Consider the following 12,896-nt stretch of genomic DNA (forward strand, 5'->3'; position numbering starts at 1 on the left):
CCCCGGCCCGCCGCGGAACGCCCCGGCTCGCCGCGGAACGCCCCGGCCCCGCCGCCCTCAGCCCCCCGGCCCCGCGGGACCGCCCACCGTCACGTGGTCGATCAGGTGCTCCACCGGGCCGAGCAGGGCGGGTTCGAGGTCGCGGAAGTCACGCACCGAGGAGAGGATGCGCCGCCAGGCCGCGCCGGTGTTCTCCGGCCAGCCGAGGGCGCGGCACACGCCGGTCTTCCAGTCCTGTCCGCGCGGGACGGCCGGCCAGGCCGGGATGCCCACCGCCGCGGGCTTCACCGCCGCCCAGACGTCGACGAAGGGGTGACCGACCACCAGGACGTTCTCGCCGGTCACCGCCTCCGCGATCCGCGACTCCTTGGAGCCGGGCACCAGGTGGTCCACGAGCACCCCGAGCCGCGCCTCGGGCGTCGGGCCGAACTCCCGCACGATCTCCGGGAGGTCGTCGACTCCCGCCAGGTACTCCACGACCACGCCCTCGATCCGCAGGTCGTCGCCCCAGACCTTCTCCACCAGCTCGGCGTCGTGCCGCCCCTCCACGTAGATGCGCCCGGCGCGCGCGACCCGCGCCGGTGCGCCCGGCACGGCGAGCGAGCCGGAGGCCGTGCGCCGGGGCCCCGCGGCGGGCGGCGCCTTTCGCGGCCCGACGAGGGTGACCGGCTTTCCCTCGAGCAGGAAGCCGCGCGGCTCCATCGGGAAGACCCGGTGCGTCCCGAAGCGGTCCTCCAGGGTGACGGTCGGGCCGCCGGCCGTCTTCTCGCAGCGGATCACGGCGCCGCAGAAGCCGCTGGCCGCCTCCTCCACGACGAGGCCGGGCTCGGCTGCCACCTCGGGAACGGGCGTGCGCCGCTGCCAGGGCGGCGTCAGGTCGGGGTCGTACCTGCGGCTGCGCATGGGCGCATTATGTCCGGTGGCCGCGCCGCGGCGCCCCGGAGCCCGCGGCCCCAACCGGCCCTCGCCCGGCCCCCTTTCCGCACCGCAGCCCCGCACGAGCAGAGCCGCCGCCCGCGGCCCCACGCCCGCAGTCCCGTCCCCGCGGACCCGTACCGGCAGACCCAAGCCCGCGTTCCCGCCCCCGCGGACCCGCGCTCGCAGCCCCGCGCCCCCGCCGTCCCGGACCCGGCGGACTCGCGACCACGGACTGCGCGCCCGCACCCCCGTACCCGCGGCCCGTACCCCGCGTCGCGCGTCGCGCACGCCCCCCTTCCGCGCGGACGCGCGCTCCCATGCCCCGCCTCCCGCCGACAACGCGCTCCCGGGGGCGCGACAACGCGCTCCCGGGGCGCCGCGCCGCGCCACCGCGCGCCTACTGCCCACGCGGCCGCCCCCGCGCGTCGGCCGTCACGCGCCCACGTCCGCGCGCCCCTCAGCCCTCCGCTGCGCCCGGTGTGCCGAAGCGGGCGGCCAGGGTGCGGCGCTGCGCCTCGACGAACGCCGCGTCGACGACCGCCCCGTGGCCGGGGACGTACCTGGCCTCCGGCCCGCCGAGCGCAAGCAGCCGGCCGAGCGCGGCGGGCCAGCGCGCGGGTTCTGCGTCGGGGCCTGCCTGGGGCTCGCCCGACTCCTCCACGAGGTCCCCGCAGAACAGCACCGGGGGCGTGCCCGGCACCAGCACCGCCACGTCCCGGGGCGAGTGCGCGGGCCCCAGGTCGTGCAGGAGGACCTCCCCCACGCGCCCGGGCGCGGACCCGGTGCCGAGCCGGAGTTCGCCCGCGACCTCGCGCCACGGGCCGCCGCGCCCCAGGGCCCCGGCCGCCCGCCGCGCCTGCGCGGCGTCGAGCCCGTGGCGCACCGCATCCCCGGCGAGATCCCGCGCGAGGTCCGCCCCGGCCAGGCCCGATGGCCCGAAGCGCTCCGCGTCGGGGAAGGCCCCCGCGCCCAGGGCGTGGTCGAAGTGCGGGTGCGTGACGACGAGGCGGGTGACCGGCAGGCCGAGCAGGTGCGCGGCCTCGCGCCCGGCGCGCGCCCCGGCGGGCAGCGAGGGCCCCGCGTCCACCAGCAGCACCCCGTCCGCCAGGGCGACGGCGCCCACGGTCTCGTCCCAGCCGGGCAGCCGCGTACGCAGCACCCCGGGCCGCAGCTCTTCCCACTTCCGTTCCCATTCCGGCATGCCGCGACCCTAGCCACCGGGGAGCATCCCCCGGCCACACCGGACCGGGCCACTCCGGCCCCCGGGCCCCCGGCCCGGTCACTCCGGCTCTCCGTTCCACCCCGGCCACCAGTGCCACCCGCCGGGCGACCGGCGGCAGTCACCGACAGGCCCGGCAGTCACCGACAGACCCGGCAGCCACCGGCAGCCACCCACAGGCACCCACAGGCACCGAACACTCGCCGAACACTCGCCGAACGGTCACCGGACGGTCACCGAACGCGCGCCGGGTGGCGCGGGCGGACGCGGGCGGGCTGGTGCATCCACCAGTGCCGCAGACTGTGTGCTCGTTCGCGATTCCCTGGCCCTACTGCCCGGCCGTACACTGGAGCAGGGTTGGCACTCCCTGCCGAAGAGTGCCAGGACGGCAGCTGGACCGGTCGGCCGGACGGGAGGTGGAGTGCCGCATGCTGAGTGAACGCAGGCTTGAGGTGCTGCGGGCCATCGTCCAGGACTATGTGGGCACCGAGGAGCCGGTGGGTTCCAAGGCGCTCACGGAGCGGCACAATCTGCAGGTGTCCCCGGCCACGGTGCGCAACGACATGGCAGCGCTTGAGGACGAGGGGTACATCGCGCAGCCGCACACGAGCGCGGGCCGGGTGCCCACGGACAAGGGGTACCGGCTCTTCGTCGACCGGCTTGCCGGGGTGCGGCCCCTGTCGGCCGCCGAGCGCCGCGCGATCCAGAACTTCCTGGACGGCGCCGTCGACCTCGACGACGTCGTCGGCCGCACGGTCCGGCTGCTCGCGCAGCTGACCAGGCAGGTCGCGGTCGTGCAGTACCCCTCCCTCAGCCGCTCCACGGTGCGGCACGTGGAATTGCTCTCGCTGGCTCCCGCCCGGCTGATGCTGGTGCTCATCACCGACACCGGCCGCGTCGAGCAGCGGGTCGTCGACTGCCCGGCGCCGTTCGGCGAGACCTCGCTCGCCGACCTGCGGGCCCGGCTGAACAGCCGGATCGACGGCCAGCGGTTCCCCGAGGTGCCGCCGCTGGTGGCGGACCTGCCGGACTCCTTCGAGCCGGAGGAGCGGGGCACGGTCTCGACCGTGCTCTCCACGCTGCTGGAGACGCTGGTGGAGGAGACGGAGGAGCGGCTGCTGATCGGCGGCACCTCCAACCTGACCCGGTTCGCGCAGGATTTCCCGCTGACGATCCGCCCGGTGCTCGAGGCGCTGGAGGAGCAGGTGGTGCTCCTGAGGCTGCTGGGCGAGGCCACGGACACCGGGGTGACCGTCCGCATCGGACATGAGAATGTTCACGAGGGACTCACGTCCACGTCCGTCGTCTCGGTCGGCTACGGTTCGGGGGACGAGGCGGTCGCGAAGCTCGGCGTGGTCGGACCGACCCGCATGGACTACCCGGGAACGATGGGAGCGGTGCGCGCAGTGGCACGGTACGTCGGACAGATCCTCGCGGAGAACTGAGTGGCGACGGACTACTACGAGATCCTCGGCGTGCAGCGGGACGCCTCGCAGGAGGAGATCAAGAAGGCATTCCGCAGGCTGGCCCGGGAGCTGCACCCGGACGTCAACCCCGACCCGAAGACCCAGGAGCGGTTCAAGGAGATCAACACCGCCTACGAGGTGCTCTCCGATCCGCAGAAGAAGCAGATGTACGACCTCGGCGGCGACCCGATGGGGAGCTCGGCGGGGGCGGGCGGGGGCTTCGGCGCGGCCGGCTTCGGGAACTTCTCCGACATCATGGACGCCTTCTTCGGCACCGCCTCGCAGCGCGGCCCGAAGTCGCGCACCCGGCGCGGCCAGGACGCCATGATCCGCCTGGAGATCGACCTCAACGAGGCGACGTTCGGCACCACCAAGGAGATCCAGGTCGACACGGCCACCGTGTGCTCGACCTGCAACGGCGAGGGCGCGGCCCCCGGCACCTCGGCGCAGACCTGCGACATGTGCCGCGGGCGCGGCGAGGTCTCCCAGGTGACGCGGTCCTTCCTCGGCCAGGTGATGACCTCGCGGCCCTGCCCGCAGTGCCAGGGCTTCGGGACCGTGGTGCCCAACCCCTGCCCCGAGTGCGCGGGCGACGGCCGGGTCCGCACCCGGCGCACCCTGACGGTGAAGATCCCCGCCGGGGTGGACAACGGCACGCGCATCCAGCTCGCCGGAGAGGGCGAGGTCGGGCCCGGCGGCGGGCCGGCCGGCGACCTCTACGTGGAGATCAGGGAGAAGCCGCACGCCGTCTTCCAGCGCCGCGGCGACGACCTGCACTGCACGGTGACCATCCCGATGACGGCGGCGGCGCTCGGCACGAAGGTGCCGCTGGAGACGCTGGACGGCATCGAGGAGGTCGACATCAGGCCCGGCACGCAGTCCGGCCAGTCGATCCCGCTGCACTCCAGGGGCGTCACCCACCTGCGCAGTTCGGGCCGCGGCGACCTGGTGGTGCACGTGGAGGTGCAGACCCCGACCAAGCTGGAGCCCGAGCAGGAGGAGCTGCTGCGGCGGCTGGCGAAGCTGCGGGGCGAGGAGCGGCCGATGGGCCAGTTCCAGCCGGGGCAGCAGGGGCTGTTCTCCCGGCTGAAGGATGCCTTCAACGGCCGCTGACCGTCCGCGCCTTCCCACCGCCGAGCCCGCCGGGGCAGAGGGGCCTCTTCGCACATGAGCACCGCACCGGTCTTCCTCGCGGACCCCGGGAGCATCGCCGGGGCCGCGCCCGGCCGGACGCTGCGGCTCGAGGGCGCCGAGGGGCGGCACGCCGTGGCCGTGCGCCGGCTGCGCGTCGGCGAGGCCGTGGTGCTGAGCGACGGCGCGGGCCGCGGCGCGTTCGGCACGGTGACCGCCGTCGAGGGGCGCGACCGGCTCGACGTGCGGGTGGACGAGGTGCGCGGGGAACCGTCGCCGAGCCCCGCGCTGACCGTGATCCAGGCGCTGCCCAAGGGCGACCGCGGCGAGCTGGCCGTGGAGACCATGACCGAGACCGGGGTCGACACGATCGTGCCCTGGGCGGCCTCCCGCTGCGTCACCCAGTGGAAGGGGGAGCGCGGGCAGAAGGCGCTCGCCAAGTGGCGTGCGACGGCGCGCGAGGCGGCCAAGCAGTCGCGGAGGCTGCGGGTGCCGGAGGTGACGGACCAGGTCACCACCCGCCAGGCCGCGGCGCTGCTCGGGAGGGCGGCCTTCGCCGCGGTGCTCCACGAGGAGGGCGCGGCCCCGCTGGCGACCGCCGAACTCCCCGCCTCGGGCGAGGTGGTGCTCCTGGTCGGTCCCGAGGGCGGGGTCTCGCCCGAGGAACTCGCCGCCTTCGCCGCGGCCGGCGCGGGCGCGTACCGGCTGGGGCCCACCGTGCTGCGGACCTCCACGGCGGGCACCGTCGCCGCCGCCCTGCTCCTGGCCCGCTCGGGACGCTGGCGCTGAGGCCTCCCGCGGCAGGCGGTAGCATCCGGGGCGTGCCCGGGCGGCCCGCGGCACCGCGATCCGCCTGCCCCGAACGCCGGGGCGGGTAGCAGGGTCGGGTGGCGGCGGGTGTGCGCCCGCGCACGCCGGTACGCGCCGGCGCACACCGAGACAGACGGATGCACGGCCGACGCACAGCCGGCCAGGCCGAACGAGGAGGGCACGGGGGCAATGGCGGGCGAACCGCAGGCCGACTGCCTGTTCTGCAAGATCGTGGCGGGGGAGGTCCCGGCGACGATCGTCCGGGAGACGGAGACCACCGTCGCCTTCCGGGACATCAACCCGCAGGCGCCCACCCACGTGCTGGTGATTCCCCGGGCGCACTACCCGACGGCCGCCGCGCTGGCCGCGGGCGCCCCCGAGCTGGCCGCCGACCTGCTGCGCGAGGCGCACGAGGTGGCCGTGGGGGACAAGGTCGACGAGACGGGCTACCGCGTGGTCCTCAACACCGGGACGGGCGCCGGGCAGACCGTCTTCCACGTGCACGCGCACGTGCTCGGCGGCCGCGGCCTGCAGTGGCCGCCCGGCTAGGCGCGGACCCCGCGTGGTGAAGACCCCGCTTTCCGCCCGCGAGCTGGTGGTGCTCGGCACGGCCAGCCAGGTCCCGACCCGGCACCGCAACCACAACGGGTACGCGCTGCGCTGGGACACCGAGACCCTGCTCTTCGACCCGGGCGAGGGCACCCAGCGGCAGATGCTGTTCGCCGGGATCAGCGCCCACCAGCTGACCCGGGTGTGCGTCACGCACTTCCACGGGGACCACTCCCTCGGGCTGGCCGGGGTGATCCAGCGCATCAGCCTGGACCGGGTGCCCCACCCGGTGGTGTTCCACTACCCGGCCAGTGGCCAGGAGTTCTTCGACCGGCTGCGGCTGGCGACGTCCTACCGGCAGACCGCGCACCTTCAGCCGCGGCCGGTGCGCGACGAGGGCGAGCTGGACGCCTCCGTGCCCGAGGACGGGCCGGGTCAGGCGCCCGCCAGGGCGGGCTTCACGCTCAGCGCGCACCGGCTCTCGCACCCCGTGGAGTCCTTCGGCTACCGCCTGGTCGAGCCGGACGGCCGCCGGATGCTGCCGGAACGCCTCGCCGCCCACGGCATCGCCGGGCCCGAGGTGCGCCTGCTGCAACGAGAGGGCGAGCTGCGCGGCGTCCGCCTGGAGGAGGTCAGCGAGCCGAGGCGCGGGCAGCGGTTCGCGTTCGTCATGGACACGCGGCTGTGCCCCGGCGTGTACGCGCTGGCCGAGGGCTGCGACCTGCTGGTGATCGAGTCCACCTTTCTCGACCGGGACGCCGCGCTCGCCGAGGAGTACGGGCACCTGACCGCCGGGCAGGCGGGCGCGGTGGCCGCCGGGAGCGGGGTGCGGCATCTGGTGCTGACCCACTTCTCGCAGCGGTACGGGGATCCGGCCGAGTTCGCCGGGGAGGCCAGGGCGGCCGGATTCCAGGGGGAGTTGACGGTGGCCGAGGACCTGGCGCGGGTGCCGGTGCCGCGCCGGGCCTGACGCCGGGGTTCCCCGCCGCACCGGCGCGCCCGCACCGGCGCGCCCGGCCCGCACGCCCCCGGCGCGCACTGCCCCCGGCGCGTCCACCCGGGGTGCGCCCCGGCCGCCCGCGGCGCCGACGATCCGGCGTGCGCGCGGGCGTGGACTGCGCCCGGTGGGCGCCGGGGCGCTCAGGCGGGCGCGGGCAGGTCCGCCCGCTCCAGGATGCGGGCGGCGACCGCGGGGGAGTCCACCAGCGGATGCAGGCTCAGGGCGCGCAGGGCGGCGCGCCGCGAGCCGGTGACGGCGGCCTCGATGGTGGCCCGCTCCACCGCCTTCACCTGGAGCATCAGCCCCACCTCCGCCATCCCGGGCGAGATGCAGGGCACCGGCCGCGCGCCCTGGGCGTCCACCTCGCAGACCGTCTCCACGATGGCGTGCCCGGGCAGCGCGGGCACGGCGCCGCCGTTGCGGACGTTGAGGATCAGGCGCGCGCGCCGGTCGTTCGCGATCGCCCGCATCAGGTCGAGCGCCACCCGCTCGTAGCCGCCGCCCTCCAGGTCGCAACTGTCGCGTTCCCCGCCGCCCGAGGCGGCGCGCGCCTCGGCGCCGTAGGTCTCCTCGCGCTCCAGGCGCGTGCGCTCCCACAGGGCGAGCGCCTCGGCGGGCGCCCGGCGTGCGGCGCGCTCCGCCTCGGCGAAGAAGGCGCTCTGCTGCCGGTCGAGGAACTCGCCCCGCGTCAGCGCCGCCTCCCGCGTCGCCGCCAGCGTCTCCCGGCCGAAGTAGTAGTAGTGCAGGTACTCGTTGGGCAGGGCGCCGAGCGCGCGCAGCCAGGCGCCGCCGAAGAGCCGCCCCTCCTCGAAGGAGGCCAGCGCCGCGTCGTCGGCGAGCAGCCCGGGCAGCAGGTCGGTGCCCTGGTGGGTCAGCGAGAGCAGCCAGCCCAGGTGGTTGAGGCCCACGTAGCCGAAGCCGACCGCGGCCGGGTCGGCGCCCGCGGCCCGCGCCGCCCGCCGCACCAGGCCGACGGGCGAGTCGCAGATCCCGATCACCCGGTGCCCGAGCACCGCCGACATCGCCTCGGTCACCATGCCCGCCGGATTGGTGAAGTTGATCAGCCACGCCCCGGGCGCGACCGCCCGCGTCCGCTCGGCGATCCGCAGGGCCACCGGCACGGTGCGCAGCCCGTAGAGCACGCCGCCCGCGCCCACCGTCTCCTGGCCGAGGACCCCCTCGGCGAGCGGCACCCGCTCGTCCCGCACCCGGCCGGCCGTGCCGCCCACCCGCACCGCGCAGAACACGAAGTCGGCGCCGCGCAGCGCCTCGTCGAGCCCCTCGGCCACCCGCACCTCGGGCGCCCAGGGGACGTCCGCCCCGAGCGCGGTCAGCACCGAGGCCACGACCCGGGCCCGCGCCAGGTCGGTGTCGTAGAGCGTCACCCGCGTGCACCGCCCGGCCGCCCTGCCCTCCGCCTCCGGCGCCCGTTCTGTCAGTAGCGCCCGGTATACCAGGGGGACGCGGAATCCGCCCCCGCCGACGATCGTGAGCCTCATGGGCCGGAACGTACCGTAGAAGAGACCGCCACATGACCGGGAGCACCTGGTGACCGAGGAGCAGGACGGGCCGGCCGGCTTCCCCGCGCCGCCCGAGGAGCCGCGCGCGTTCGCCGCCTATGGAGGCCGGCGGCAGCCCGGCTGGGACCCGCACGCGCGCACGTCCTTCGACCCGCTGGCCGCGGTGCGCCGGGAGACCGACCCCAGCTGTGATGTGTACCTGACGGGCACGGTGTTCCTCGACATCGTCTTCACCGGCCTGGACGCCGCGCCGGTGCGCGGCACCGAGACCTGGGCCAGGGGCATGGGGTCCAGCCCCGGCGGCGTCGCCAACATGGCGACGGCGCTCGCCAGGCTCGGGCTGCGCACCTCGCTCGCGGCCGCCTTCGGCGACGACAAGTACGGCGAGTACTGCTGGGAGACCCTGGAGCGCGGCGAGGGCATCGACCTGACGCTCTCCCGCCTGGTCCCCGGCTGGCACTCGCCGGTGACGGTCTCGATGGCCTACGAGGGCGAGCGCACCATGGTCACCCACGGGCACGACGCCCCGCTGCCCGAGGGCCCGCCCGGGGGCGCGGAGCTGCCGCCGCCCGCGCGCTCCTGCGTCGCCTCGCTGCGCCCCGGCCAGCCGCAGGCGTGGATCAAGGACGCGGCCCGGGCGGGCAGCCTGGTCTTCGCGGACGTCGGCTGGGACGAGACCGGGGCCTGGGACCTGGCCGCGCTGCCCGATCTGGCCTTCTGCGAGGCCTTCCTGCCGAACGCCGCGGAGGCGGTGCGCTACACCCGCACGGACTCGCCGCAGGCCGCGGCCAGGGCGCTGACCGAGCTGGTGCCCCTGGCGGTGGTCACCATGGGCGCCGAGGGGGCGTACGCCGCCGACGGGCGCACGGGCGAGACCGCGGAGGTGCCCGCGATCGTGGTGCCGGCCCTCGACACCACGGGCGCGGGCGACGTCTTCACCGCGGGCTTCATCACCGGCACCCTCGCGGGCTGGCCGCTCGCGGACCGGCTGGCGCTTGCGGGTCTCACCGCCGCGCTCTCCGTGCAGGAGTTCGGCGGCTCGCTCTCCGCGCCCGGCTGGGGAGAGGTGGCCGCCTGGTGGCAGCGGGTCAGCGAGCCGGGCTCAGGACTGGACCGGGAGCGGCGGCGCTACGCCTTTCTCGACGGCCTGCTGCCCGGCCCGGCGCCCGGCTGGCCGCGCCGCAGGGCGGTGCCCACCCTGGGCTTCCGCGGCTGCTGACCCGGCCGCCTCCGGCTCCCCGAATCGCCCGCACGCCCTTCCGGGAAGGCCCCGGCCCGTCCCCGGAAAGCGGGCCCAACCGCCGTGCCACGCCGGCCCGTTCACGGCCGGGCCCGCACGGCGTGGGCGTCAGGGCTCGGGGCAGAAGGATGCCTCCCTGGCGGCCTTCCAGCCGTCCCCGCGTAGCTCGACGGTGATCGGCCCCGGGGCGGGCACCGGCTCCCCCGCCGCGCGCAAGGCCTCCGCGGCGGCGGCCCGGCCGCGGGGCGTGGGGCCGGTGGCGCGGAAGGCCTCCGCCGCGGTGCACACCAGCTGGCCCTGGGCGGTCTCGTCGAGCGGTCCGGTGCCGGCGGAGAAGGTGAGGACGACGCCGGAGAGGCCGGTGGTCACGGCGGGCGGGCCCGGCAGGCCGGACAGCCGGGTCGCGAGCCGGTCGCTCTCCTCCTCGTCGGGCCCGTCGAGGAGCAGGCCGAGGGCGGTGGACACGTCGGCGGGCCCCTCGGTGCGGCGGGGCGTGGCCACCAGCGAGTCGTCGTAGGGGGACACGAAGTAGAGCAGGGTGTCCGCGGGCAGGCCGGTGGCCGGCGGGCCGGTCTGGATGACGTCGGAGGGCGGCACGCCACAGGCCGCGAGCAGTGCCGCGGCCGGCAGGAGGCCCAGCGCGGCCGGCGGGCGCGGGCCGCCCGGCGTGCGGCCCGGGCGCCTCGGGCGGCGTGGGCCGCTCATGCGCGGCGCACCGGCAGCTCGACGCTGAAGGCGGTGCCGCCGCCCGGCCGGTTCGCGGCGCGGACCCGTCCCCCGTGCAGGTGGACGTTCTCCGCGGCAATGGCCAGCCCGAGGCCGCTGCTCTCGCTGCGGGCCCTGGTGGCGTCGGCCTTGTAGAAGCGCTCGAAGATGTGGGGCAGGGCGGCCTCGGGTATGCCCGGGCCCTCGTCGGTGACCTCGATGATCAGCCACGCTCCTTCCGTGGGGTCCTGCCTGGTGCCGAGCGAGAGCCGCACCGGCGGCGCGCCGTGCCGCAGCGCGTTCCCGACCAGGTTGGCGACGACGACGTCCAGGCGGCGCGGGTCGAGCCTGGCCCGCGCCGCGCCGGGCGGGGGCAGCCGGGTCTCCACCAGGTCGCCCCAGCCGCGGGCGGCGAGGGTGTGCCGGAGGGACTCGGCCACGTCGAACTCGTCCAGGGCGAGCACGGCGGCGCCCGCGTCGAAGCGGGACATCTCCATCAGGTCGTTCACCAGTCGGCTCAGCCGCGCGGTCTCCTCGCTGATCAGCCGCACCGCGTCCCCGGTCCTGCCGTCGAGCCGCGGCGCCTCCTCGTCGAGCACGTCGGTGACCGCCGCCATGGCGGCCAGCGGCGTGCGCAGCTCGTGCGAGACGTCGGCGGCGAAGCGGCGGGCCTGCGCCTCCAGCCGGCGCAGCTCCGCCACCGACTGTTCGAGCGCCGCCGCGGTGTCGTTGAACGAGCGTGACAGGTCGGCGAGTTCGTCGGAGCCGTGCACGGTGAGCCGCACGTCGAGGTGGCCCTCGGCCATCCTTCGGGTCGCCCCGCGCAGCGCGCGCACGGGCCGCAGCACCCCGCGGGCGGCGAGCAGCGCCAGCACGACGGCGCCGCCGAGCGCCGACAGCGTGGCGTGCTCCACGGCGGCGATGATGGCCGTGACGTACGCCTGCTCGGTGTCCTGCGCCACGACCAGGTAGCAGGCGAGCCCGGAGAGGACCGTCCCGCCCCTCCCGCTGCCGTAGACGACGGGGAGCCCGACGACCAGGTAGGGGCGGCCGCCGGCGTCGACCCGCTGGAAGACGGCGGCGGGCCGCTCGGCCACGGCCTCGCGCAGCTCCCGGCTGAGCCGGCCGAAGGTCTCCGCGGAGCCGGAGGCGGCCCGGAGCCCCTCGTAGGTGGCGAGCACCTGCCAGCCCTGCGACTGGTGCGCGCCGGCCACCGCGTCGACCAGGGACTGGAGTTCCCGTTGGGTCGGGGAGGCGCGGACGCCGCGCGTCAGCGCGTCGACGCTGTCGCGGAACTGCTTGATCACCACGTCCTGGCTCTGCTGCAGCACGCCGGTGCGGGCCTCGCGGAAGGCCAGCAGCCCGGTGCCCAGGGCGCTGACCGCGGCGACCAGGGCGAAGCCGACGACGAGGCGGACGCGCAGCCCGCGCAGGGCCCGCAGGGCGCGCCCCCACGGCCCGGTGCGGCCCGGGCGGGGGCCGGCGCGGCCGGCCGGCGCGGCCTGTGCGGGGCGGCTCACGGCGGCACCGGCCTCAGGCGGCGCGGAAGCAGTAGCCGAAGCCGCGCACGGTGTGGACGTACCGCGCGGCCTCGCCCAGCTTGCTGCGCAGCCGCTTCACGCACGCGTCCACCAGCCGGATGTCGCCGTGGTAGCTGTGCTCCCAGACGGCTTCGAGGAGTTGCTGGCGGCTGAGCACCTGCCCGGGCGAGGCGGAGAGCGTCAGCAGCAGGCGCAGTTCCGAGGGGGCGAGCGGGACCTGCCTGCCCTCGTGGGTGACGACGAGGCCGGTGCGGTCGATCGTCAGCGTGCCGTGCGTCTCCGGGCGCGGCCTGACGCCCTCGGCGGCGGAGGGGGCGAGGCGGCGCAGTACCGCGCGTATCCGCGCGTCGAGCACCCGGGCCCGCACCGGCTTGACCACGTAGTCGTCCGCGCCCGCCTCAAGACCGACCACGACGTCCACGTCGTCGCCGCGCGCGGTCACGATGATGATCGGCACCTGGTCGCGCTCCCGGATGTGGCGGCAGACGTCGAGGCCGGAGAGCCCGGGCAGCATCAGGTCGAGGACGACGACGTCGGGCCGGAAGGAGGGGAGCAGCGCGAGGCCCTCCTCGCCGGTGGCGGCCGGGGAGACCTCGTGCCCCTGGTGCCCCAGAGCCAGCTGTACGCCCTTGCGGACGGCAGGGTCGTCTTCGACGAGGAGGACTCGGGGCATGCGGCCAAGTATGCGCACGCCGTGTGCGGCGGTGGGCAGGGGAGGGGGCCGTGCGGGCATCCCGTTACAGAAGGATCACACAGGGCCGGGCGCGCGTCGGCGCCCACGGCGCAGGGTGCGCGGG

At 76.4% G+C, this 12,896-nt stretch carries 12 protein-coding genes; 6 read left to right on the forward strand and 6 right to left on the reverse strand.

Annotated features, from left to right (window positions below; genetic code table 11):
• Positions 1-57: 57 nt before the first annotated feature.
• Complete coding sequence (locus tag D7294_RS04015; RefSeq protein WP_120675555.1) at positions 58-903, reverse strand: DUF3097 domain-containing protein; 846 nt, start codon at positions 901-903, stop codon at positions 58-60.
• A 472-nt stretch (positions 904-1,375) separates the two neighbouring features.
• A complete protein-coding gene (locus tag D7294_RS04020) occupies positions 1,376-2,119 on the reverse strand; it encodes an MBL fold metallo-hydrolase (protein ID WP_120675557.1) in 744 nt (247 codons plus the stop codon).
• 446 nt (positions 2,120-2,565) lie between these two features.
• Here D7294_RS04020 and hrcA point away from each other — a divergent pair, with 446 nt between their 5' ends.
• The 5 genes from hrcA to D7294_RS04045 all read left to right on the forward strand — a co-directional run bounded on the left by hrcA (position 2,566) and on the right by D7294_RS04045 (position 7,063).
• Positions 2,566-3,582 carry a heat-inducible transcriptional repressor HrcA gene (hrcA, locus tag D7294_RS04025; protein WP_120675559.1) on the forward strand — a complete coding sequence of 339 codons (1,017 nt, stop codon included), beginning with the start codon at positions 2,566-2,568 and terminating at the stop codon, positions 3,580-3,582.
• Positions 3,583-4,716, forward strand: coding sequence for a molecular chaperone DnaJ (dnaJ, locus tag D7294_RS04030; protein ID WP_120675561.1), 1,134 nt, complete (start codon positions 3,583-3,585; stop codon positions 4,714-4,716).
• A 54-nt stretch (positions 4,717-4,770) separates the two neighbouring features.
• Complete coding sequence (locus D7294_RS04035; RefSeq protein ID WP_120675563.1) at positions 4,771-5,523, forward strand: 16S rRNA (uracil(1498)-N(3))-methyltransferase; 753 nt, start codon at positions 4,771-4,773, stop codon at positions 5,521-5,523.
• Positions 5,524-5,733: 210 nt separating this feature from the next.
• Positions 5,734-6,093, forward strand: a complete 360-nt coding sequence (locus D7294_RS04040; RefSeq protein WP_120675565.1) for a histidine triad nucleotide-binding protein — start codon at positions 5,734-5,736, stop codon at positions 6,091-6,093.
• A gap of 13 nt (positions 6,094-6,106) precedes the next feature.
• Positions 6,107-7,063, forward strand: coding sequence for a ribonuclease Z (locus D7294_RS04045; protein ID WP_241562084.1), 957 nt, complete (start codon positions 6,107-6,109; stop codon positions 7,061-7,063).
• 170 nt (positions 7,064-7,233) lie between these two features.
• Here the strand turns inward: D7294_RS04045 and D7294_RS04050 are convergent, their stop codons facing one another.
• Positions 7,234-8,592: a family 4 glycosyl hydrolase gene (locus tag D7294_RS04050; RefSeq protein ID WP_120675567.1), complete on the reverse strand. Its 1,359-nt coding sequence runs from the start codon at positions 8,590-8,592 to the stop codon at positions 7,234-7,236.
• Positions 8,593-8,641: 49 nt separating this feature from the next.
• Here D7294_RS04050 and D7294_RS04055 point away from each other — a divergent pair, with 49 nt between their 5' ends.
• The gene (locus D7294_RS04055) at positions 8,642-9,832 is read left to right on the forward strand and encodes a carbohydrate kinase family protein (RefSeq protein ID WP_120675569.1); all 1,191 of its coding nucleotides are present in this window, start codon (positions 8,642-8,644) and stop codon (positions 9,830-9,832) included.
• Between the two features lie 129 nt (positions 9,833-9,961).
• On the opposite strand, the gene D7294_RS04060 is transcribed toward D7294_RS04055, so the two are convergent.
• From D7294_RS04060 to D7294_RS04070, 3 genes are read right to left on the reverse strand one after another with little or no spacing between them, the layout of a single operon-like run.
• Positions 9,962-10,558, reverse strand: a complete 597-nt coding sequence (locus tag D7294_RS04060; protein WP_120675571.1) for a hypothetical protein — start codon at positions 10,556-10,558, stop codon at positions 9,962-9,964.
• A complete protein-coding gene (locus tag D7294_RS04065) occupies positions 10,555-12,078 on the reverse strand; it encodes a sensor histidine kinase (RefSeq protein WP_120675573.1) in 1,524 nt (507 codons plus the stop codon). Before D7294_RS04065 ends, D7294_RS04060 begins: the two co-directional genes overlap by 4 nt.
• A 13-nt stretch (positions 12,079-12,091) precedes the next feature.
• On the reverse strand, positions 12,092-12,772 hold the full coding sequence (locus tag D7294_RS04070) for a response regulator transcription factor (RefSeq protein WP_120675575.1): 681 nt from the start codon (positions 12,770-12,772) through the stop codon (positions 12,092-12,094).
• Between the last annotated feature and the right edge of the window lie 124 nt (positions 12,773-12,896).

Origin of the sequence: Streptomyces hoynatensis (assembly GCF_003626535.1) — a bacterium.
Classification (GTDB): domain Bacteria; phylum Actinomycetota; class Actinomycetes; order Streptomycetales; family Streptomycetaceae; genus Streptomyces; species Streptomyces hoynatensis.